Origin of the sequence: Citrobacter amalonaticus (assembly GCF_002918555.1) — a bacterium.
GTDB classification, from domain to species: Bacteria; Pseudomonadota; Gammaproteobacteria; order Enterobacterales; family Enterobacteriaceae; genus Citrobacter_C; species Citrobacter_C amalonaticus_A.
Window position 1 is genome coordinate 536,524 of record NZ_PQMB01000005.1, and the last position, 21,918, is coordinate 558,441.

Below are 21,918 nucleotides of genomic sequence, written 5' to 3' on the forward strand. Positions count from 1 at the left end.
TGAACTTTTCAGCATTTTCGCCTGTCCATAATTTACGTAAATGTTACTCTCGTAATGATCACGGACCATTAATCACGGAGCGAAAAATGGCGACTCATTTTGCCAGAGGGATTCTTACGGAAGGGCATCTGATTTCAGTTCGTCTCCCTTCATCCTGCCATCTCGAAGCCAGAAGTTTACCCCCCCATCGTAGAACACGTTTCCTGGCTTCCAGAGGCTTACTCGCCGAGCTGATGTTCATGCTGTATGGCACCAGCGAGCTACCTGAAATCATTATGCGGGCGAAGGGAAAACCTGCCTTTCGCGACAAAAATCTGCCAGGTTTCTCTGTCTCCTACGCGGGAAATATCGTTGGCGTGGCGTTGTCCACTGAGGGCGAATGCGGTCTGGATATGGAGCTACAGCGCGCCACCCGAGCGTTTCATAGCCCGCACGCAGCTCAACATACCTCGTTCTCCAGTAATGAAAACTTATGGATCAACAACCAGAGCGATCCCAATGAAGCACGTGCGCAGCTTATTACCTTACGTCAGAGCGTGCTAAAACTTACCGGCAATGTCCGTAATGACAATCCCCGCGAACTCCAGCTATTACCCGGCGCAGGGCGGCTAAAATGCGCACATGTTGCAAAGATTGAAGCCATATGCGATGCAGAAGATGTATTAGTGTGGTCTGTTGCGGTTACGCCAGCCATTGAAAAACTTCAGGTTTGGGAGTTTGATGGTAAAGAAGGCTGGAAAAACCTGCCAGATGCCCAGACCCGCACCAATGAGCCAACGGGTCGCCTGATACGATTCGCCCAACTCTCTGCGGCGAAATCTTATACGCTTAACTGATGGAGTAATCATGCCTGAATCGTTGAATGTTGTTACGTTACTGGGGAGCCTGCGCAAAGGTTCATTTAACGGTATGGTTGCCCGTACGCTGCCGAAAATTGCGCCAGCAGGTATGGAAGTGAATGCGTTACCCTCAATCGGTGATATCCCACTGTATGATGCCGATCTGCAACAGGAAGAGGGATTCCCGGCAAGCGTGGAAGCGCTGGCAGAGCAGATCCGTCACGCCGATGGCGTGGTTATCGTCACGCCAGAATACAACTATTCGGTTCCTGGCGGCCTGAAAAACGCCATCGACTGGCTGTCTCGTCTGCCCGATCAGCCGCTGGCCGGTAAACCCGTATTGATCCAGACCTCTTCAATGGGTGCGATTGGCGGTGCGCGCTGCCAGTATCATCTGCGCCAGATTCTGGTATTCCTGGATGCAATGGTGATGAACAAGCCGGAATTTATGGGCGGTGTGATTCAGAACAAAGTGGATCCGCAAACGGGTGAAGTCATCGATCAGAGCACGCTGGACCACCTGAGAGGTCAGTTGACCGCATTTGGCGATTACATCCAGCGCGTGAAAGCCTGATATAAAAAAACCGCCAGCAGCAACGCATGGCGGTTTTTTATCATCCCTGCGGACTTAATGCGCGTCGATAAACACAATCTTCAGCACAAACAGCAGCGCCACAATGATCACACACGGGCTGAGATCGCGCAGACGACCTGTACCAATTTTCATCACGCAGTAAGAGATAAAGCCCAGCGCGATACCTTCAGTAATCGAGAAGCTGAACGGCATCATGACCGCGGTGATAAAGGCCGGAACGGATTCCGTCAAATCGTCCCACTTCACACGCGCCAGGCTGGACGTCATCAGGACCCCCACATAAATCAGCGCGCCTGCTGCCGCATAGCCCGGAACCATCCTCGCCAACGGCGACAGGAAGATGACCAGCAGGAACAACAGACCAACCACAACCGCCGTCAGTCCCGTACGTCCCCCCACGGAAACCCCGGAAGAAGATTCAATGTAGGCCGTAACCGAGGATGTACCAATAAATGAACCAGTAACAGAAGAGATACTGTCCACATACAGCGCCTGCTTCATACGCGGGAATTTACCCTGCTCATCTGCCAGACCCGCTTTATCGGTCACACCAATCAACGTACCGGAGGAATCAAAGAGGTTCACCAGCATAAAGGAGAAAATCACCCCCGCCAGCCCCAGGTTCAGAGAGCCCGCCAGATCGACATGGCCAATCACCGTCGTTACGCTCGGTGGTGCGGAGACAATCCCTTCGTACTGCACATCACCTAACATCCAGCCCAGTAGGGTCGTCACAATAATGGAAACCAGCACGGCAGCATGAATGTTACGTGAAGCAAGAATAGCGATGATAAAGAAGCCCAAAACCCCCAGCAGCACGCTGTGGGAAGTCAGGTTGCCGATGCTGACCAGCGTATCCGGGTTAGCAACAATCACCCCCGCGTTTTTCAGCCCCATCATGCCGATAAACAGACCGATACCGCTGGTGATCCCCACACGCAGGCTCACCGGAATATTCGCAATCATCCAGTAACGTACGCGGAAAATGGTCAGCAGCAGCAGGCCAACGGCACCCCAGAAGATAGCCCCCATCCCGACCTGCCAGGACAGCCCCATCGCCTGTACAACCACGAACGCGAAGAAGGCGTTCAGACCCATTGCCGGAGCCAGCGCAACCGGCAGGTTGGCAAACAGCCCCATCAGGATGCTACCGAATGCCGCAATCAGGCAGGTGGTAACGAAGACGGCGCTGGTATCCATGCCAGCAACGCCAAGAATTTGCGGGTTAACAAAAACGATGTACACCATCGTCAGGAAGGTCGTGAAACCGGCGATCACTTCGGTCCGTGCCGTCGTGCCATGTTCGCGCAGTTTGAACACGCGTTCCAGCATCCCCCGACCAGAAGCCTGGGTTGTGTGTTGTTGACTCATTATCAATTTCCGAACAAGGAGGGAAAATTCGTCGCTATCCTATACCAAAATGCGACAATAAGGGCAGTTGTGAGACACTTTTTTTCATTGAATTTGCTAATACGGCAACGATTGCGTGGCACAATTATGCACGACGTAAACGTTAAACTAGCGATAAGAGGAAGGCATGCCCCAGATAGAAGCGGTATTTTTTGACTGCGACGGTACGCTGGTCGACAGTGAAGTGATCTGTTCCCGTGCGTATGTCGCAATGTTCCAGGCGTTTGGTATCAGGCTCGATCTCGAAGAAGTCTTTAAACGCTTTAAGGGCGTAAAGCTCTACGAAATCATTGATATCATCAACGAGGAGCACGGCGTTACGTTGGCGAAAGCCGATTTAGAGCCTGTCTATCGTGCTGAGGTCGCACGCCTGTTCGACTCTGAACTGGAGGTTATCGCTGGCGCAAATACGCTGCTGGACAGCATGACAGTACCGATGTGCGTCGTGTCTAACGGACCGGTCAGTAAAATGCAGCATTCGCTGGGCAAACTGGGCATGTTGCACCACTTCCCGGATTTACTGTTCAGCGGCTACGATATCCAGCGCTGGAAGCCCGATCCGGCCCTGATGTTCCATGCGGCTAAAGCAATGAACGTCCACGTTGAGAATTGCATTCTGGTGGATGACTCGTCAGCGGGCGCACAATCGGGGATTGATGCGGGGATGGAAGTGTTTTACTTTTGCGCCGATCCGCACAACAAACCGATCGTTCACCCTAAAGTAACGACCTTTACCGATCTGGCGCAGCTGCCTGAATTGTGGAAGGCACGCGGATGGGATATTACGCGTTAAATAAGCAACCATTACGCAATCTGCGGTCGCGGAAAAAGATAACCCCACCAAAAACAGTGGGGTTATCGCTCTTTTTAAGTCAGCGCTTATCTGGTGAGGCCATTAACAAAATGGCTGCAATATTCCCCGGACACACGCTGTTCCGGGTTGCTGCTGGTTGTCAGGTCAACATAGGTGTAAGACGAAGGATTGTCGCGGTTAAAATCCCAGATACCGATAAAATTCATGCCATTCTGTTTGGCAAAGGTGGCCAGCGTATCGGCATCATGAAGTTTAAACATGCTGCCATCGTCATTCATGCCGATCATCGGCGTAATCGCCACCGCCGAGTAGCCGCCGCTCACGGACAGAGAGGCTAACTGACTGGCGATGCTGCGGGCTGCGTCAACCGCAGATTTACCCATATCAGCACGATACTGCGCGCTGTAATAATCCATTGCCATACCGTTTACCACAAACGTTAATCCGGTATTATGCGCTTGTTTTACAATATTCAATCCGGCACTGGTTAAACCGGTTGGCATGGTGGGTAAAGTAAAGGAGATAGCGACTTCTGGATTATTTTTAGTCACCACCTTCAGCGCTTCACAAATATTACTGATATTATACTGACTATTTTCCAGATCAAAATCCAGGCCATACGCAGAATAATCATTAATAAAAGACTGGTAAATTTCAGCCAATTCGGCAGAGCTAAAATAGGTTGATATATCGCTGTTCACCGCGCCGCCAAAAGAAATAATAACCTTTTTACCGGCGGCATTGAGATCGTTTGCTAACGGCAATGCCCAGTCCATCGGCATGGCGTCCTGGGCAGCCCAGCATGCTTTTTTGTTCGCTGATAAAGTAATAAAACCAAATACCAGGCCGTCGACCTTCCACGCTTTAGCTTCCTGAGAATAAAGCGGATTCGGACGGCCATTGGGATAATCTTGCCAGTCCGACCATTCTGCATTTACGGTGACATCTATAAACGGGGTATAAAGCGTTTTCATATTTCACCTCATTATTTTTTTCATATTAGTCAATAACGCCAGAAAACCATTTCTCTGGTGGAGGTGATGCTATATTTTCAGAAACGGTTAATTTATGACGATGATCACACCAAAATGGCTCATGATAAAAACAAATATTTACTGATAGATATTATCATAGTGATGATGATTATCTGATGATATCAGGCCAGAAGCAGATGCCCGCATCATTGAAAATAAAGGGAGGTTGAACGTCTAACCTCCCAGGAAAATCAATATGAAGTTTTATGAAATATGATGTTGTTCGCAGTTATGAAAACTGTTTAAATTTTAGGAAAAAATAAAGAAGCCACACTTAATCCCGATAAATTACATACCGGGATTAAGTTTTATACTCTGCATAATGCGTCGTTGCAAAAAACCGACGACGCGGTGACAAGGCCCAGGGATGGGCCGAGTAACAAAGCCAGCACACCCGCAACGTGACGTATGACGAGTATATTTATCACTCTTTAGGATCTTTACCCGCCAGCAGTTTATCCAGCTCATCACCGCCGACGTGACGGAAATCCTGACCCTTCACAAAATAGAAGATGTATTCGCAAATGTTCTGGCAACGGTCGCCGATACGCTCAATAGAACGCGCGCAGAACAGCGCGGTCAGCACGCTGGGGATGGTGCGTGAATCTTCCATCATGTAAGTCATCAGCTGACGAACAATACCTTCGTATTCCTGATCAACTTTCTTATCTTCACGATAGATACGCACCGCTTCATCAAGATCCATACGCGCAAACGCATCCAGCACGTCATGCAGCATCTGTACGGTATGACGACCCAGCGATTCCAGGCTTACCAGTAGCGGCTGATGCTGTTGGGAAAATTTCTCCAGCGCGGTGCGGCAGATTTTGTCCGCTACGTCACCAATACGCTCCAGCTCAGCAATGGTTTTGATGATTGCCATCACCAGACGCAGATCGCTCGCCGTCGGTTGTCGTTTAGCGATAATACGGACACAGGCTTCGTCGATCGCCACCTCCATCATGTTAACGTGCTTGTCGCCATCAACAACGCGTTTCGCCAGCTCGCTATCCTGATTGTGCATCGCAGTGATGGCATCGGAGAGCTGCTGTTCCACCATGCCACCCATGGTCATAACCTGAGTGCGGATGCTTTCCAGTTCTGCGTTGAACTGTCCGGAAATATGTTTATTAAGGTTTAAATTGTCCATCATTTCTCCAGATGCCCGGGCATATCAACCGTAGCGACCAGTAATGTAATCTTCAGTTTGTTTCTTCGCGGGCTTGGTGAACAGATCGTCCGTGTTGCTGAACTCAATCAACTCGCCCAGATACATAAATGCCGTGTGATCGGAACAACGCGCAGCCTGCTGCATGTTATGCGTCACGATCACGACGGTGTAATCCTGCTTCAGTTCGGTGATCAGCTCTTCAATACGCCCGGTGGAGATCGGGTCCAGCGCTGAACACGGCTCATCCAGCAGCAGTACTTCCGGGCGAATAGCAATCCCCCGCGCAATGCACAGACGCTGTTGCTGACCGCCAGAGAGAGAGTACCCGCTCTGGTGCAATTTATCTTTGGTTTCATTCCACAATGCGGCTTTGGTCAATGCCCACTGCACGCGCTCGTCCATATCTGCGCGGGAAAGCTTCTCAAACAGACGCACGCCAAAAGCGATATTGTCGTAAATGGACATCGGGAACGGCGTTGGCTTCTGGAACACCATGCCCACTTTGGCACGCAGTAGCGCGATATCCTGGGTGTTGGTGAGAATATTGTCGCCATCCAGCAGGATTTCGCCTTCCGCACGCTGCTCAGGATAGAGCGAATACATTTTGTTAAAGGTGCGCAGCAGGGTGGATTTACCACAGCCAGACGGACCGATGAATGCCGTGACCTGGTTCTTTGCGATATCCAGGTTGATATTCTTCAGGGCATGGAATTTGCCGTAGTAGAAGTTCAAATCACGAACCTGAATCTTACCCGGGGCAGTATCAACCATACTCATTGACTCATTTCCTCATTCGGCGCCGCGATGTGCCGCGCCGTAAAAAATTAACCGTGTTTATTCTTCGCAAAAATGACGCGCGCCAGAATGTTCAGCAGCAGAACGCAAAGGGTAATAATCAGCACCCCAGCCCAGGCCAGCTGCTGCCACTCAGCAAACGGGCTCATCGCAAATTTAAAGATGGTCACCGGCAGGTTGGCGATCGGCTGCATCATATCGGTGCTCCAGAACTGGTTGGAGAGCGCGGTAAACAGCAGCGGGGCGGTTTCACCCGCAATACGCGCAATTGCCAGCAGGATACCGGTCATGATGCCGGAAACCGACGCCTTCAGCGTAATTGCTGAGATCATCTTCCACTTTGGCGTACCCAGCGCATATGCCGCTTCGCGCAGGCTATCCGGCACCAGTTTGAGCATGTTCTCAGTGGTACGGATAACAATAGGTACCTGCAGCAACGCCAGCGCAATCACACCCGCCCAGCCGGAGAAATGCTCCATCTGCGCAACCACGATGGTATAAACAAACAGGCCTACGACAATCGACGGTGCGGAAAGCAGAATGTCGTTGATGAAGCGAATGACTTCCGCAATCCAGGATTTACGACCATATTCGGCAAGATAAATCCCCGCCATAATGCCCAGCGGCGTACCAAGCACCGTCGCCCAGAGGATTAACAGGCCGCTGCCTGCCAGGGCGTTCGCCAGGCCGCCCCCCGCCGTATTGGGTGGTGGTGTCATTTCGGTAAACAATGCCAGCGACATCCCGTCGATCCCACGCGTAATGGTGGACATCAGGATCCAGACAAGCCAGAACAGGCCAAACGCCATCGTCGCCATAGAGAGTGTCAGCGCGATGCGGTTTTTCATCCGGCGCTTAGCCTGCATTTTGCGGCGGGATTCCGCCAGTTCTGCGGTAGTTTGCATTTCAAGCGTAGCCATTAACGTGCCCCCTCATTCTTAGCAAGGCGCATAATCATGAACTTGGACGCTGCCAGGACGATGAAGGTGATAACAAACAGAATCAGACCCAGTTCCATCAATGCGGCAACGTGCAGACCTGATTCCGCTTCTGCAAATTCATTAGCCAGCGCAGAAGTGATGCTGTTACCCGGCATATACAGCGAAGCGCTGTCGAGTTGATAGGTGTTACCGATGATAAACGTGACAGCCATCGTTTCACCCAGCGCACGCCCCAGACCCAGCATAATGCCGCCGATCACCCCATTTTTGGTGAACGGAAGAACAATGCGCCAGATAACTTCCCAGGTTGTGCAGCCAATACCGTAGGCTGACTCTTTCATCATCACCGGCGTTTGTTCGAATACATCACGCATTACCGCAGCAATATACGGAATGATCATGATAGCGAGGATCACCCCCGCAGCCAGGATACCAATACCAAATGCCGGGCCGGAGAACAGGGCGCCCACAAACGGAATGTTAGAAAGAATATTACCGACCGGTTCCTGAAAGTACGTGGCAAACAACGGGGCGAAGATAAACAGGCCCCACATGCCGTACACGATGCTGGGAATAGCCGCCAGCAGTTCAATGGCAATCCCCAGCGGACGCCTCAACCAGCCAGGCGCAAGCTCAGTAAGGAACAGGGCAATGCCGAAGCTCACCGGAACGGCGATCAGCAGTGCGATAAATGAGGTGACCAGCGTGCCGTAAATCGGAACCAGTGCTCCGTAGATATCATTCGGCGCATCCCATTCTTTGGTCCACAGGAATGAGAAACCAAACTTCTCAATGCTTGGCCAGGAGGAGATGATCAGAGAGACAATAATGCCACCCAACATCAATAGCACAATCAGCGCAGCCAGTTTTACCAGCGCGCTGAATATCATGTCACCCTTTTTACCCGGTGGGTTAAAAACAGGCTTGGTTGCAGCCATAAATCACTCTTTCCGTTAAACGCGTTTACGAAGTTGGCGGGTAAGCATTAGCGCCCCCCGCCATTCTCGTCAGAATACTAAATTAATACAACGCTTTACCGCTGCTGTCCTTTACATTGGTTTTCCATGCAGCGCGAATCTGCTCAACCACGCTGTCTGGCAGGCTGGCGTAATCCAGATCGTTAGCCTGTTTGCCGCCATTTTTGTACGCCCAGTCGAAGAACTTCAGCACTTCAGCGCCTTGTTCAGGTTTCTTCTGCTCTTTATGCACCAGGATGAAAGTGGTGGAGGTGATTGGCCACGCATCGTCACCTTTCTGGTTTGTCAGATCCTGAGCGAAAGATTTGCTCCAGTCAGCGCCTTTTGCAGCGTTGGCGAAGTTCTCTTCGGTCGGGCTTACCGGTTTGCCATCCGCGGACACCAGTTTGGTGTAGGCCAGATTGTTCTGCTTCGCGTAAGCGTATTCAACATAGCCGATAGAACCTGGCAGACGCTGGACGAACGCGGCGATACCGTCGTTACCTTTACCGCCCAGACCGGTCGGCCAGTTAACAGTAGAACCTGCGCCCACTTTAGATTTCCACTCTTCGTTCACTTTGGCCAGGTAACTGGTGAAAACGAAGGAGGTTCCGGAACCATCAGCACGACGCACCACGGCAATGTTCTGCGAAGGCAGTTTAACGCCTGGGTTCAGTTTGGTGATGGCTTCATCATCCCACTTCTTAATTTTACCCAGGTAGATGTCACCCAGCGTCTTACCATCCAGAACCAGTTCGCCAGACTTCAGCCCTGGGATATTCACCGCCAGCACCACGCCACCGATGACGGTCGGGAACTGGAACAGTCCTTCCTGATTCAGTTTTTCGTCAGACAGCGGAGCATCGGATGCGCCGAAATCAACGGTATTTGCCGTGATTTGTTTTACACCACCGGAGGAGCCGATACCCTGGTAGTTTACTTTGTTACCAGTCTCTTTCTGATAGGTATCAGCCCATTTGGCATACACCGGCGCAGGAAAAGTTGCACCTGCACCTGTCAGGCTTGCAGCTGCATTTGCTGCGAAAGCGCTCATGGATAAGGTCGCGGCGACAACAGTTGCGACAGTGGTACGCATAACTTTCATAATGTCTCCTGCACGGTTTTCGTAAATCATTGTTTGAGTTGCTACTGTGAGCAAAATAGGACAAACAGGTGACAGTTAAATGTACGAAATATGACAGTTTTATGACAATGAAGTTCTTACTCAAAACCCAAATTAATAAACCTTAATTATCATTAACATAGACACAAACATGACGGTGTGTTTTCAGAAAAATTTTCTTTCTGTGACAAGGGAAAAGGTAGCTTAAGATGACGGTTTGTCACAATAAAACGGAGGGGGGATGATTAGAAAAAGAACCGATGAGAAAAAGCCCCGCTTACGCAGGGCTCGGTTTTTTACTCTACCGTAACAGATTTTGCCAGGTTACGCGGCTGATCCACGTCGGTGCCTTTAATCAGCGCCACGTGATATGCCAGAAGTTGCAGCGGAACGGTGTAGAAGATTGGTGCAATCACCTCTTCGATATGCGGCATCTCAATGATGTGCATATTGTCACAGCTGACAAAACCCGCGTCCTGATCGGCGAAGACATACAGCTGGCCACCACGGGCACGAACTTCTTCGATGTTGGATTTCAGTTTTTCCAGTAACTCGTTGTTTGGTGCAACCACGATAACCGGCATATCTGCGTCGATCAGCGCCAGAGGCCCGTGCTTCAATTCACCCGCAGCATAAGCTTCAGCGTGAATATAAGAGATCTCTTTCAGCTTCAGCGCACCTTCCAGGGCAATCGGATATTGATCGCCACGCCCCAGGAACAGTGCGTGGTGTTTGTCAGAGAAATCTTCGGCCAGCGCCTCAATGCGTTTGTCCTGAGACAGCATCTGTTCAATACGGCTCGGCAACGTCTGCAGACCATGAACGATGTCATGTTCAATGGAAGCATCCAGACCTTTCAGGCGTGCGAGCTTCGCCACCAGCATCAGCAAGACGGTCAGCTGAGTGGTGAACGCTTTGGTCGAAGCCACACCAATTTCGGTACCGGCATTGGTCATCATCGCCAGATCGGATTCACGCACCAGGGAAGAACCCGGCACGTTACAGATGGCGAGAGAGCCAAGATAGCCCAGCTCTTTCGATAAGCGCAGGCCAGCCAGCGTGTCAGCCGTCTCGCCAGACTGAGAGAGAGTAATCATCAGGCTATTACGGCGCACGGCTGATTTGCGATAGCGGAACTCAGATGCGATTTCGACATCGCACGGAATACCGGCCAGCGATTCAAACCAGTAGCGGGAAACCATACCGGAGTTATATGAAGTCCCACAGGCAATGATCTGGATATGCTCAACCTGAGACAGCAGCTCGTTCGCGCCAGCCCCCAGTTCGCTTAAATCCACTTCGCCGTGGCTGATACGCCCGGTCAGGGTATTTTTAATCGCGTTCGGCTGCTCATAGATCTCTTTCTGCATGTAGTGGCGGTAAATACCTTTATCGCCTGCGTCATACTGCAGATTGGATTCGATATCCTGACGTTTCACTTCTGCGCCGGATTTATCAAAGATGGAGACCGAACGGCGTGTTACTTCCGCAATATCTCCCTCTTCCAGGAAGATAAAGCGACGGGTTACCGGCAGCAGAGCCAGCTGATCGGAAGCGATAAAGTTTTCGCCCATCCCCAGCCCGATAACCAACGGGCTGCCTGAGCGTGCCGCCAGCAGCGTATCCGGATGACGTGTGTCCATGATCACCGTGCCGTACGCGCCGCGCAACTGTGGGATCGCCCGTAGAACAGCTTCACGCAGAGTCCCCCCCTGCTCCAGCTCCCAGTGTACTAAGTGAGCAATCACTTCGGTGTCGGTTTCTGAAACAAAGGTATAACCGCGCGCTTTCAGTTCTTCACGCAGAGGCTCATGGTTTTCGATAATGCCGTTATGCACCACGACAATGTGGTCAGAAACATGCGGATGCGCGTTCGCTTCCGAAGGTTCACCGTGGGTAGCCCAACGAGTGTGAGCAATACCGGTACCGCCATGCAGCGGATGTTCTTCCGCAGCCTGAGAAAGCATCTGTACCTTACCGAGGCGACGCAGGCGGGTCATATGACCTTCTGTATCCACCACAGCCAGACCGGCAGAATCATAACCACGATATTCCAGACGACGTAAACCTTCGAGAAGGATTTCAGCTACATCACGTTGCGCGATAGCGCCAACAATTCCACACATATTTTTTAATTCCGATTTTGGCATGATGCCAGGCGTTGTCGCCGACCTGTTTGCCCGTATTTTCGGGCGCCCCGAGCCTTGTAGAGAGTGGGGTTATTTTTATGGTACTGCTTGCGGGCGGGGATATATTTTTATCTCCTCAGCCCTTTTCTGTCGGATGGCGCTAACGCTTATCCAGCCTGCAGAACGTTACCGTATGCAGGCCGGTCAGGGTAAAGTCGCCATCCGGCAAATAAATGCTTACTTTTTCTTAACCGGACGCTGCCAGCCTTGCTTATGGACCTGCGGCGCGCGGCTTAATACCAGTTCATTAGCGGCGACATCCCGAGTAACCGTAGTGCCGGCAGCAATGGTGGCCCCGTTACCGACGGTGACCGGCGCTACCAGTTGGGTATCGGATCCGACAAATACATCATCGCCAATAATCGTTTTAAACTTGTTCGCACCATCGTAGTTACAGGTAATGGTACCCGCGCCGATATTTACGTTATCGCCTATTTCCGCATCGCCCAGATAGGTCAGGTGGCCTGCTTTCGAACCTTTACCCAGACGCGCTTTCTTCATTTCAACGAAGTTGCCTACATGAGCGCCTTCCTGAAGTTCAGCGCCAGGGCGCAGACGCGCGAACGGGCCAATGGTGCAGGCTGCTTCCAGATGCGCATCTTCTACTACACTGTACGGGCTGATTTCGCAGCCATTGCCGATTACGCTATTTTTGATGATGCAGCCTGCGCCAATCTTCACGCGATCGCCAAGCTGGACGTTACCCTCGATGATAACGTTAGTATCAATTTCAACATCACGCCCGTGGTTCAGCGTACCGCGCAGGTCAAAACGCAAAGGGTCGCGCAGCATCACGCCTGCCAGCAGTAGCTTTTCAGCTTGTTCTGACTGGTAAACACGTTCCAGGCGGGAGAGTTGCAGACGGTTATTTACGCCTTCCACTTCACTCAGACGATCGGGATGAACAGCCGCTATTTCACGCCCTTCCTGATACGCCAGTGCAATAATATCAGTGATGTAATATTCACCCTGCGCATTATTATTGGTCAGTTTCGACAACCAACGCTTCATGTCCGCGCCATTAGCGATCAGGATGCCGGTATTAATTTCCTGGATCTGACGCTGTTCATCGGTCGCATCTTTATGTTCAACAATACCGGTCACTTTATCGTTCTCACGCGTAATACGACCGTAACCGCCTGGATCGTCCAGCTTCACGGTGAGTAAACCAATACCCCCCTGTGGTTTGGCATCACGCAAACGCTGAAGTGTTTCAACCGAGATCAGCGGCACATCGCCATAGAGCATCAATATGTCTTCGTCATCGCCAAAGAAAGGGGCGGCTTGCTGCATTGCATGCCCTGTCCCTAATTGCTCTGCTTGCAAAACCCAGTTCAGGTTATCGTTTTTCAGGGTCTGTTTAAGCAGATCGCCGCCATGACCATAAACCAGGTGTACCTGAGAGGCACCTAATTCATTAGCAGCATCAATAACATGCTGAACCATCGCTTTTCCCGCAAGGGTATGCAGCACTTTTGGAATATCGGAATACATACGCGTGCCTTTGCCTGCGGCAAGGATCACTACGCTCATAGCATTATTCAACATACGCGTCCTGACTGTAATTTGTGAACGAATTTATACCGTTTCACGTTGAAAATACTACATTTTTTTCATCGTGAAATGGGCAGAAGATAAAATGCTCAACGGGAGGTTTTCACCGCTTGTTAGTGAGGCATTTTCGTCCATAGCCCTACCTTTTGTCTTCAGAAAAGTCAGACTTCGTCTTCATTAAAGGCATAGGTTAATGTTTTTGCTATTTTTTCGTCCAATGAATAAAGATGGAGATATAAGGAATAAAAATCAGGCAAAAAAAAACCAGTCTGAATACAGACTGGTTTTATGCTTTCAAGCCGGTGTTACATCGCTTTTTTGGTCAACTCGATAACGCGCAGTTTAGCAATCGCTTTGGCCAGTTCCGCAGACGCCTGAGCGTAATCCACGTCACCATGAGAGCTCTTAATGTGCTCTTCAGCCTTACGCTTCGCTTCCAGGGCTCGCGCTTCGTCGAGATCCTGGCCGCGAATCGCGGTATCAGCCAGGACGGTCACGCTGCCAGGCTGCACTTCCAGAATGCCGCCGGACAGATAGATAAACTCTTCATGACCGTGCTGTTTAACGATGCGAATCATACCAGGCTTAATGGCGGTGAGCAGCGGCGCGTGACCCGGGTAAATACCCAGTTCACCTTCGCTACCCGTTACCTGGATTTTCTCGACCAGACCAGAGAACATTTGTAGCTCTGCGCTGACGACGTCCAGGTGGTAAGTCATTGCCATATCACCCTCCGATTAAGGCGTTAAAGTTTTTTGGCTTTTTCCACGGCTTCGTCGATGGAACCGACCATGTAGAACGCCTGCTCCGGCAGGTGATCGTATTCGCCTTCCATGATGCCTTTAAAGCCACGGATGGTGTCTTTCAGAGAGACGTATTTACCCGGAGAACCGGTAAATACTTCTGCCACGAAGAACGGCTGGGACAGGAAGCGCTGGATCTTACGTGCGCGAGCTACCACCAGTTTATCTTCTTCAGACAGTTCATCCATACCCAGGATGGCGATGATGTCTTTCAGTTCCTGATAACGCTGCAGGATGGACTGTACGCCACGCGCGGTGTCGTAGTGTTCCTGACCCACAACCAGCGGATCCAGCTGACGGCTGGTGGAGTCCAGCGGGTCAACGGCCGGGTAGATACCCAGAGATGCGATCTGACGGCTCAGTACCACGGTTGCGTCAAGGTGCGCAAAGGTGGTTGCTGGAGACGGGTCAGTCAAGTCATCCGCAGGTACATATACCGCCTGTACGGAGGTGATAGAACCCGTTTTGGTGGAGGTGATACGTTCCTGAAGAACACCCATCTCTTCCGCCAGGGTCGGCTGATAACCTACCGCTGAAGGCATACGACCCAACAGTGCGGATACTTCCGTACCGGCCAGGGTATAACGATAGATGTTATCGACGAACAGCAGAACGTCACGACCTTCGTCACGGAATTTCTCCGCCATAGTCAGACCGGTCAGTGCAACGCGCAGACGGTTTCCCGGCGGCTCGTTCATCTGACCATACACCAGGGATACTTTATCGATAACGTTGGAGTCGGTCATTTCGTGGTAGAAGTCGTTACCCTCACGAGTACGTTCACCTACGCCTGCAAACACTGAATAACCGGAGTGCTCAATCGCGATGTTACGAATAAGCTCCATCATGTTTACGGTTTTACCTACACCCGCACCGCCGAACAGACCGACTTTACCGCCCTTCGCGAACGGACACATCAGGTCGATAACTTTGATACCTGTTTCCAGCAGCTCCTGAGAGTTTGACAACTCTTCGTAGGAAGGTGCTGCGCGGTGGATAGCCCAGCGCTCTTCTTCACCGATGTCGCCTTTCATGTCTACCGGTTGGCCCAGTACGTTCATGATACGACCCAGTGTTGCTTTACCTACCGGGACTTCGATCGGGTGCTCAAGGTCTTTGACTTCCAGACCACGACGCAGACCGTCAGAAGAACCCATAGCGATGGTACGTACAATACCGCCGCCAAGCTGCTGCTGAACTTCCAGCACCAGATGCTCATTACCATTCTGCACCTCAAGGGCGTCGTACACGCGCGGTACGGCATCCTGAGGGAATTCGACGTCAACTACGGCGCCGATTACCTGGACAATTTTTCCAGTAGCCATCTTGAATCCTCTACGAATTAACCTGGTTATACCGCGGATGCACCACCGACGATTTCGGTGAGTTCCTGAGTAATGCTGGCCTGACGAGCTTTGTTGTATACCAACTGCAGCTCTTTAATCAGGCTGCCGCCATTGTCGGTCGCGGCTTTCATCGCCACCATACGTGCGGCCTGCTCGCTGGCCAGGTTTTCTACCACGCCCTGATAAACCTGGGACTCGACATAACGACGCAGGAGAGTATCCAGCAGCGCTTTCGGATCCGGTTCGTACAGGTAATCCCAGGATTTACGTTTCAGTTCATCATCTTCTGATGCCGGTAACGGCAGCAGCTGAGTGATAGTCGGAACCTGAGACATGGTGTTAATAAATTTGTTGCTAACAATGTACAGCTTGTCCAGACGGCCTTCATCGTAGGCCTGCAACATCACTTTTACCGGACCGATCAGTTCGGACAGGGATGGGTTATCCCCCATGCCCGTCACCTGGGCGACAACATTGCCACCGACGGAATTAAAGAAAGAGACGCCTTTAGAGCCGATCATTGCGAGTTCGCACTGAACGCCTTTATCGGACCATCCTTTCATATCCGCCAGCAGTTTTTTGAACAGGTTAATGTTCAAGCCACCGCACAGACCACGGTCGGTCGACACCACCAGGTAGCCCACGCGCTTAACGTCACGTTCTTCCAGGTATGGGTGCTTATATTCCAGATTACCGTTCGCAAGGTGACCAATCACTTTGCGCATGGTATCTGCATAAGGACGGCTGGCCGCCATGCGATCCTGCGATTTACGCATTTTGGAAGCGGCGACCATTTCCATCGCTTTAGTGATCTTCTGCGTGTTCTGGACGCTTGCGATCTTACTACGTATCTCTTTTGCGCCGGCCATGAGCTTCTCCTCAATGCCTTGCGGCCTGCGTTAAAGCAGGCCACCAGACGTTACCAGGACTGGGTTGCTTTGAAGGAATCGAGGATGCCTTTCAGCTTGCCTTCGATTTCGTCGTTATAGCCACCGGACTGGTTGATCTCTTGCATCAACGGAGCGTGATCACGGTCGACGTAAGCCAGCAGAGCGGCTTCGAAGCTACCGATTTTCGCCAGTTCTACATCCGCCAGATAACCACGTTCTGCCGCGAAAAGAACCAGAGACTGCTGCGCAACGGACATCGGCGCATACTGTTTCTGTTTCAGCAGTTCAGTTACTTTCTGACCGTGGTCCAGCTGCTTACGGGTTGCATCGTCAAGGTCAGATGCAAACTGGGAGAACGCCGCCAGTTCACGATACTGTGCCAGCGCGGTACGGATACCACCGGACAGTTTCTTCATGATCTTGGTCTGTGCTGCACCACCCACACGGGATACGGAGATACCCGGGTTAACCGCAGGACGAATACCGGAGTTAAACAGGTTGGTTTCAAGGAAGATCTGACCATCGGTAATGGAAATTACGTTGGTCGGAACGAACGCAGAAACGTCACCCGCCTGGGTTTCAATAATCGGCAGCGCAGTCAGAGAACCGGTTTTCCCTTTTACTTCACCTTTGGTGAAGGCTTCAACGTATTCAACGTTTACACGTGCAGCACGCTCCAGCAGACGAGAGTGGAGGTAGAATACGTCGCCAGGGAATGCTTCACGTCCTGGTGGACGACGAAGCAGCAGGGAGATCTGACGGTAAGCAACAGCCTGTTTGGACAGGTCATCGTAGATGATCAGCGCGTCTTCGCCGCGGTCGCGGAAGTATTCGCCCATTGCGCAACCAGCGTATGGCGCCAGGTATTGCAGTGCGGCAGATTCAGAAGCGGTAGCAACCACAACGATGGTGTTAGCCAGCGCGCCGTGCTCTTCCAGTTTACGAACCACGTTGGAAATGGTGGACGCTTTCTGGCCGATAGCCACGTAGACGCACTTGATGCCAGAATCACGCTGGTTGATGATGGCGTCGATAGCCAGAGCGGTTTTACCCGTCTGACGGTCACCGATGATCAATTCACGTTGACCACGACCGATTGGGATCATGGCATCAACGGATTTATAACCGGTCTGTACCGGCTGATCGACGGACTGACGTTCGATTACGCCTGGCGCGATAGCTTCAACAGCAGAGAAACCGTCGTGCTCAACCGGACCTTTACCGTCGATTGGCGCACCCAGGGTGTTAACCACACGACCCAGCAGGCCACGGCCAACCGGAACTTCCAGGATACGACCAGTACATTTAACCTTCATGCCTTCGGCAAGGTCAGCGTACGGACCCATAACAACCGCACCCACGGAGTCGCGCTCCAGGTTCAGTGCGATAGCGTAACGGTTTCCCGGCAAGGAGATCATTTCACCCTGCATACAATCGGCCAGGCCGTGAATGCGGATAACACCGTCACTTACAGAAACAATAGTACCTTCGTTGTGAGCTTCACTCACTACATTGAACTGAGCAATGCGCTGCTTGATCAGTTCGCTGATTTCGGTGGAATTCAGTTGCATGCTCCAGTCCCCTTAAGACTGCAAGACGTCTGCAAGGCGCTCAAGACGGCCGCGTACGCTGCCATCAATGACCATATCACCCGCTCGGATGATAACGCCCGCCATTACAGACTTATCGATTTTGCAATTCAGCTTAACTTTGCGTGACAGACGTTTTTCCATCGCAGCGCTAATTTTCGCAAGCTGTTCTTCACTCAGTGCGGTGGCGGAAGTGACTTCTACTTCAGAAGTAGACTCACTCGCTGCACGCAGGTGAACAAACTGCTCCAGAACATCCGGGAGCGCGTTAAGACGATTATTCTCAGCCATAACCCGAATCAGGTTCTGACCGTTTTCGTCCAGCTGCTCACCGCAGACTGCGATAAACGACTCAGCGAGCGTTTCCGGCGCCAGCGCGCCAGAGAGAAGCTCTGCCATTTGTTCGTTCTTGGTAACCTCGGCAGCAAACGCCAGCATGTCCTGCCAGCGCTCTACGCTTTGGTGTTCGACGGCAAAGTCAAAAGCTGCTTTGGCGTAGGGGCGAGCTACCGTAACAAATTCAGACATCAGCCCCTCCCTCCTTACAGTTCAGCGACAAGTTTATCCACGATGTCGCTGTTAGCAGCTTCATCCACGGAACGTTCGATGATCTTCTCGGCGCCAGCAACAGCCAGGATAGCAACTTGCTTACGCAGTTCTTCACGGGCACGTTTACGCTCGGCTTCAATTTCCGCCTGCGCCTGAGCCACGATTTTAGTACGTTCCTGCTCTGCTTCAGTTTTGGCTTCGTCCAGGATCTGGGAGCGACGTTTATTCGCCTGCTCGATGATTACCTGAGCTTCCGCCTTCGCTTTTTTCAGCTGGTCGGTCGCGCTGGCCTTTGCAAGGTCAAGGTCCTTATGTGCTCGTTCTGCGGAAGCAAGACCGTCAGCAATTTCTTTTTGACGTTTTTCAATGGCAGCCATTAACGGCGGCCATACATACTTCATGCAGAACAGAACGAACAGGACAAACGCGATGGCCTGGCCGAGGATTGTTGCGTTAAGATTCACAGCACAATGCCTCTATCTAGTTAACGTTCTGATATTGCTCTTGTTTCAAGCAACGCTTACTACGCGACAGCGAACATCACGTACAGACCCAGACCGACAGCGATCATCGGGATAGCATCCACCAGACCCATAACGATAAAGAACTGAGTACGCAGCAGAGGAATCAGATCAGGTTGACGCGCTGCGCCTTCCAGGAATTTACCCCCGAGGATGCCGATACCGATCGCAGCACCGATTGCCGCCAGACCCATCATCACAGCGGCAGCCATGTACAGCAGATCCATATTCAGGTTTTCCATGACAGTCTCCAGTTTGTTTCAGTTAAAACGTAGTAGTGTTGGTAAATTAATGCTCTTCGGACGCCATCGACAGATAGACAATCGTCAGAACCATGAAGATGAAGGCTTGCAGCGTAATAATCAGTATGTGGAAAATGGCCCAGGGCACATTCAGGATCCACTGTGACCACCACGGCAACAGACCAGCAATCAGAATGAAAATCAGTTCACCGGCATACATATTGCCGAACAGTCGCAGACCGAGAGAAACCGGTTTGGACAGCAGACTTACCCCTTCAAGGATTAAATTGACAGGGATGAATGCCCAGTGATTAAACGGCTGCAGCGTCAACTCTTTCGTGAAGCCACCGATGCCTTTCATTTTGATGCTGTAGAACAGAATGAGGATAAACACGCCCAGCGCCATTGACAGGGTAATGTTCACATCAGCAGACGGAACTACACGCATCGCCGGCAGCCCCAGTACATGCTCAGCAATGTACGGCAGCAGGTCGATAGGCAGTAAGTCCATCAGGTTCATCAGGAATACCCAGACGAAGATCGTCAGGGCCAGCGGTGCAATGAGCTTGCTTTTGCCATGGTACATGTCTTTGACGCTACCATGCACAAAACCGATTACCAGCTCAATCGCGGTCTGAAACTTGCCTGGTACGCCGCTGGTCGCCTTTTTGGCTACGCTACGGAACACAAGCAGGAACAACAGACCCAGCACCACCGAGAAGAACATGGAGTCAATATTGAGTGTCCAGAAGGTGGCTGGGGGGTTATGCGGATCCACCAGCGAGAATGTACGCAGGTCCAGCTGAAGGTTATTCAGATGGTGTCCTATGTAATCCTGCGGCGTCATATTTTCTGAAGCCATGATGCCTTTTACCCTTTGTTGTTAATTACAGCCGGCGCCAGTATCTGAACCACCAGCACCAAAACCCACGTAACGATCAGCGGCGAAAACACCGCCTTCAAAACCGCCAACGCCACCACCAGTAAAACCAGCATTGCTAACACCCTGAAGGCTTCGCCGAACGCGAATGTCCAGGCCACTCGGCCCTTAGCAGGTGTATGCGCCTGGTGACGCCAGGCAAATATCATAAACAACATATTAGGCAGAAAGACTGCCATCCCTCCGCATAAAGCGGAGACGCCCCAGAAGGGGTCTTTGAGGCTAAACAGCAATCCACTTGCTATCACCGCCAAAAACTGAATGAACAGAAGCTTACGAGCAACGTTTCGACTCAAGAGCGACACAGACATCACGTTCTAACTCCTGCTCCTTACGAGGTATGTCGCGTATCGTATAAAACGTTCTTTAAGGCTGAGAGTCAAGCATCAAAAAGCGGACAAATTATACGGTGCGCCCCCGTGATTTCAAACAATAAGTAGCTAAAAGGTGAATAAATGTTTAAATATTTTTCACTAGTGCACATTTATTACTTTTCGCAAAACTGTGAACGATCATGCAAAACTGCAAATGGCGCGTAAACACTAGTGATAAATCGTGCTTCAGATCACATATTGAATATATTCACTCTGACACCATTTATTTACTTGGCAAATGATGCCATTTCAACTTTTTGATATTTAAGCCTAAAATCACTCACTGTTTTAAAAAAGACAGTTTACAGCTTAAAAACTCACCATTGACATTTTTAATAAAAATTTAACGTGGTGATTAATTCTTACGTTAGATTTTTAGCAGCCTGATATTTTCAATGTTGACTAATTTTTTATTTACCAAAAAAAGCCACGTTACTCCGTTGATAACAAACCGTGAATATTCAGTTAAGTGTGTAACTAATTATATCAGTCCAAAATTATCCCGTTGTTAACAAGCAAGAAGCCGATTTTTCTTCTTTTTTTTTGATAAAAATTAAATTTTGTTTGGTTTTATCACCACCAGGTGACGTTCGCCATCCAGTTGCGGAACCTTCAGTTTTACAATTGATTCCACATGAAATTCAACAGGAAGCAGTGCAATCTCATCCTCTGGTAATTGCCCCTTCAGGGCATAGAAGCATCCATTTTCACCCGCCAGATGATGGCACCAACTCATCATGTCATTGAGAGAGGCAAATGCCCGGCTGATCACACCATCAAACGGCGGTTCAGAAGGGTATTCTTCCACCCTGCTCTGTACCGGCGTGATATTTTCCAGTTTCAGCTCATGCTGAACCTGACGCAAAAAGCGAACGCGTTTACCCAGGCTGTCCAGCAGTGTGAAATGCGACTCCGGACGCACAATAGACAGCGGGATCCCTGGCAGTCCCGGTCCTGTACCGACATCAATAAAACGTTCCCCCTGCAAATATGGCGCAACAATGATGCTGTCCAGAATATGACGTACCAGCATTTCATTGGGATCGCGCACTGACGTCAGGTTGTACGCTTTATTCCATTTGTGCAGCATATTGACATACGCAATGAGCTGATTTTTCTGGTGATCGGTAAGCGAAATGCCAGCTTCAGCCAGCAGACGAGAAAGTTTGTTAAGCACGACAGTTACCTGTTAGAGATAATTTGCCGGATGGCGGCTTCGCCTTCTCCGGCCTTCAGTATAGGG

Annotated in this window: 22 protein-coding genes; 3 read left to right on the plus strand and 19 right to left on the minus strand. The window is 50.9% G+C overall.

The window, feature by feature from the left end; translation table 11 throughout:
• Positions 1-86 precede the first annotated feature (86 nt).
• Both C3432_RS22430 and C3432_RS22435 read left to right on the plus strand, forming a co-directional pair.
• A complete protein-coding gene (locus C3432_RS22430; protein ID WP_103779020.1) occupies positions 87-836 on the plus strand; it encodes a 4'-phosphopantetheinyl transferase family protein in 750 nt (249 codons plus the stop codon).
• A gap of 10 nt (positions 837-846) precedes the next feature.
• Entirely contained in the window at positions 847-1,413 is a 567-nt protein-coding gene (locus C3432_RS22435; RefSeq protein ID WP_103779022.1) for an NADPH-dependent FMN reductase, read from the plus strand.
• Between the two features lie 54 nt (positions 1,414-1,467).
• On the opposite strand, the gene adeP is transcribed toward C3432_RS22435, so the two are convergent.
• Positions 1,468-2,805 carry an adenine permease AdeP gene (gene adeP / locus C3432_RS22440; RefSeq protein WP_103779024.1) on the minus strand — a complete coding sequence of 446 codons (1,338 nt, stop codon included), beginning with the start codon at positions 2,803-2,805 and terminating at the stop codon, positions 1,468-1,470.
• A 166-nt stretch (positions 2,806-2,971) separates the two neighbouring features.
• Here adeP and yieH point away from each other — a divergent pair, with 166 nt between their 5' ends.
• Positions 2,972-3,637 (plus strand): 6-phosphogluconate phosphatase, encoded by a 666-nt coding sequence (gene yieH, locus C3432_RS22445; RefSeq protein WP_103779026.1) that lies wholly within the window; start codon positions 2,972-2,974, stop codon positions 3,635-3,637.
• Positions 3,638-3,723: 86 nt separating this feature from the next.
• On the opposite strand, the gene C3432_RS22450 is transcribed toward yieH, so the two are convergent.
• The 18 genes from C3432_RS22450 to rsmG all read right to left on the minus strand — a co-directional run bounded on the left by C3432_RS22450 (position 3,724) and on the right by rsmG (position 21,852).
• Complete coding sequence (locus C3432_RS22450) at positions 3,724-4,632, minus strand: chitinase (RefSeq protein WP_103779028.1); 909 nt, start codon at positions 4,630-4,632, stop codon at positions 3,724-3,726.
• Between the two features lie 484 nt (positions 4,633-5,116).
• Complete coding sequence (gene phoU / locus C3432_RS22455) at positions 5,117-5,842, minus strand: phosphate signaling complex protein PhoU (RefSeq protein WP_042323545.1); 726 nt, start codon at positions 5,840-5,842, stop codon at positions 5,117-5,119.
• A gap of 24 nt (positions 5,843-5,866) precedes the next feature.
• Positions 5,867-6,640, minus strand: coding sequence for a phosphate ABC transporter ATP-binding protein PstB (gene pstB / locus C3432_RS22460; protein ID WP_015961095.1), 774 nt, complete (start codon positions 6,638-6,640; stop codon positions 5,867-5,869).
• 47 nt (positions 6,641-6,687) lie between these two features.
• On the minus strand, positions 6,688-7,578 hold the full coding sequence (gene pstA / locus C3432_RS22465) for a phosphate ABC transporter permease PstA (RefSeq protein ID WP_103779030.1): 891 nt from the start codon (positions 7,576-7,578) through the stop codon (positions 6,688-6,690).
• The gene (pstC, locus tag C3432_RS22470) at positions 7,578-8,537 is read right to left on the minus strand and encodes a phosphate ABC transporter permease PstC (RefSeq protein ID WP_103779032.1); all 960 of its coding nucleotides are present in this window, start codon (positions 8,535-8,537) and stop codon (positions 7,578-7,580) included. Before pstC ends, pstA begins: the two co-directional genes overlap by 1 nt.
• Positions 8,538-8,619: 82 nt before the next feature.
• Positions 8,620-9,660, minus strand: a complete 1,041-nt coding sequence (gene pstS, locus C3432_RS22475) for a phosphate ABC transporter substrate-binding protein PstS (RefSeq protein WP_103779122.1) — start codon at positions 9,658-9,660, stop codon at positions 8,620-8,622.
• A 314-nt stretch (positions 9,661-9,974) separates the two neighbouring features.
• Positions 9,975-11,804: a glutamine--fructose-6-phosphate transaminase (isomerizing) gene (gene glmS, locus C3432_RS22480; RefSeq protein ID WP_103779124.1), complete on the minus strand. Its 1,830-nt coding sequence runs from the start codon at positions 11,802-11,804 to the stop codon at positions 9,975-9,977.
• A gap of 240 nt (positions 11,805-12,044) precedes the next feature.
• Complete coding sequence (glmU, locus tag C3432_RS22485; RefSeq protein ID WP_103779034.1) at positions 12,045-13,415, minus strand: bifunctional UDP-N-acetylglucosamine diphosphorylase/glucosamine-1-phosphate N-acetyltransferase GlmU; 1,371 nt, start codon at positions 13,413-13,415, stop codon at positions 12,045-12,047.
• A 311-nt stretch (positions 13,416-13,726) separates the two neighbouring features.
• A complete protein-coding gene (locus C3432_RS22490) occupies positions 13,727-14,146 on the minus strand; it encodes a F0F1 ATP synthase subunit epsilon (RefSeq protein WP_008806724.1) in 420 nt (139 codons plus the stop codon).
• Between the two features lie 20 nt (positions 14,147-14,166).
• On the minus strand, positions 14,167-15,549 hold the full coding sequence (atpD, locus tag C3432_RS22495; protein ID WP_103779036.1) for a F0F1 ATP synthase subunit beta: 1,383 nt from the start codon (positions 15,547-15,549) through the stop codon (positions 14,167-14,169).
• Positions 15,550-15,575: 26 nt separating this feature from the next.
• On the minus strand, positions 15,576-16,439 hold the full coding sequence (gene atpG, locus C3432_RS22500; RefSeq protein WP_103779038.1) for a F0F1 ATP synthase subunit gamma: 864 nt from the start codon (positions 16,437-16,439) through the stop codon (positions 15,576-15,578).
• A gap of 50 nt (positions 16,440-16,489) precedes the next feature.
• Positions 16,490-18,031, minus strand: coding sequence for a F0F1 ATP synthase subunit alpha (gene atpA / locus C3432_RS22505; protein ID WP_103779040.1), 1,542 nt, complete (start codon positions 18,029-18,031; stop codon positions 16,490-16,492).
• 12 nt (positions 18,032-18,043) lie between these two features.
• A complete protein-coding gene (gene atpH, locus C3432_RS22510; RefSeq protein ID WP_103779042.1) occupies positions 18,044-18,577 on the minus strand; it encodes a F0F1 ATP synthase subunit delta in 534 nt (177 codons plus the stop codon).
• Positions 18,578-18,591: 14 nt separating this feature from the next.
• Positions 18,592-19,062: a F0F1 ATP synthase subunit B gene (gene atpF / locus C3432_RS22515; RefSeq protein WP_073511767.1), complete on the minus strand. Its 471-nt coding sequence runs from the start codon at positions 19,060-19,062 to the stop codon at positions 18,592-18,594.
• Positions 19,063-19,121: 59 nt separating this feature from the next.
• A complete protein-coding gene (gene atpE, locus C3432_RS22520; protein WP_000429386.1) occupies positions 19,122-19,361 on the minus strand; it encodes a F0F1 ATP synthase subunit C in 240 nt (79 codons plus the stop codon).
• Positions 19,362-19,407: 46 nt separating this feature from the next.
• Positions 19,408-20,223 carry a F0F1 ATP synthase subunit A gene (gene atpB / locus C3432_RS22525; protein ID WP_103779044.1) on the minus strand — a complete coding sequence of 272 codons (816 nt, stop codon included), beginning with the start codon at positions 20,221-20,223 and terminating at the stop codon, positions 19,408-19,410.
• A gap of 8 nt (positions 20,224-20,231) precedes the next feature.
• A complete protein-coding gene (gene atpI / locus C3432_RS22530; RefSeq protein ID WP_103779046.1) occupies positions 20,232-20,612 on the minus strand; it encodes a F0F1 ATP synthase subunit I in 381 nt (126 codons plus the stop codon).
• A 616-nt stretch (positions 20,613-21,228) separates the two neighbouring features.
• On the minus strand, positions 21,229-21,852 hold the full coding sequence (rsmG, locus tag C3432_RS22535; protein ID WP_103779048.1) for a 16S rRNA (guanine(527)-N(7))-methyltransferase RsmG: 624 nt from the start codon (positions 21,850-21,852) through the stop codon (positions 21,229-21,231).
• Positions 21,853-21,918: the final 66 nt, after the last annotated feature.

Coding starts and splice junctions, on each gene's coding strand:
- atpI (WP_103779046.1), bottom strand. CDS start 20,612: ATGTCTGTGTCGCTCTTGAGTCGAAACGTTGCTCGTAAGCTTCTGTTC.
- glmS (WP_103779124.1), bottom strand. CDS start 11,804: ATGTGTGGAATTGTTGGCGCTATCGCGCAACGTGATGTAGCTGAAATC.
- atpH (WP_103779042.1), bottom strand. CDS start 18,577: ATGTCTGAATTTGTTACGGTAGCTCGCCCCTACGCCAAAGCAGCTTTT.
- atpE (WP_000429386.1), bottom strand. CDS start 19,361: ATGGAAAACCTGAATATGGATCTGCTGTACATGGCTGCCGCTGTGATG.
- adeP (WP_103779024.1), bottom strand. CDS start 2,805: ATGAGTCAACAACACACAACCCAGGCTTCTGGTCGGGGGATGCTGGAA.
- atpD (WP_103779036.1), bottom strand. CDS start 15,549: ATGGCTACTGGAAAAATTGTCCAGGTAATCGGCGCCGTAGTTGACGTC.
- atpB (WP_103779044.1), bottom strand. CDS start 20,223: ATGGCTTCAGAAAATATGACGCCGCAGGATTACATAGGACACCATCTG.
- C3432_RS22450 (WP_103779028.1), bottom strand. CDS start 4,632: ATGAAAACGCTTTATACCCCGTTTATAGATGTCACCGTAAATGCAGAA.
- phoU (WP_042323545.1), bottom strand. CDS start 5,842: ATGGACAATTTAAACCTTAATAAACATATTTCCGGACAGTTCAACGCA.
- C3432_RS22490 (WP_008806724.1), bottom strand. CDS start 14,146: ATGGCAATGACTTACCACCTGGACGTCGTCAGCGCAGAGCTACAAATG.
- pstS (WP_103779122.1), bottom strand. CDS start 9,660: ATGAAAGTTATGCGTACCACTGTCGCAACTGTTGTCGCCGCGACCTTA.
- atpG (WP_103779038.1), bottom strand. CDS start 16,439: ATGGCCGGCGCAAAAGAGATACGTAGTAAGATCGCAAGCGTCCAGAAC.
- pstA (WP_103779030.1), bottom strand. CDS start 7,578: ATGGCTACGCTTGAAATGCAAACTACCGCAGAACTGGCGGAATCCCGC.
- pstC (WP_103779032.1), bottom strand. CDS start 8,537: ATGGCTGCAACCAAGCCTGTTTTTAACCCACCGGGTAAAAAGGGTGAC.
- pstB (WP_015961095.1), bottom strand. CDS start 6,640: ATGAGTATGGTTGATACTGCCCCGGGTAAGATTCAGGTTCGTGATTTG.
- yieH (WP_103779026.1), top strand. CDS start 2,972: ATGCCCCAGATAGAAGCGGTATTTTTTGACTGCGACGGTACGCTGGTC.
- C3432_RS22435 (WP_103779022.1), top strand. CDS start 847: ATGCCTGAATCGTTGAATGTTGTTACGTTACTGGGGAGCCTGCGCAAA.
- C3432_RS22430 (WP_103779020.1), top strand. CDS start 87: ATGGCGACTCATTTTGCCAGAGGGATTCTTACGGAAGGGCATCTGATT.
- glmU (WP_103779034.1), bottom strand. CDS start 13,415: ATGTTGAATAATGCTATGAGCGTAGTGATCCTTGCCGCAGGCAAAGGC.
- atpA (WP_103779040.1), bottom strand. CDS start 18,031: ATGCAACTGAATTCCACCGAAATCAGCGAACTGATCAAGCAGCGCATT.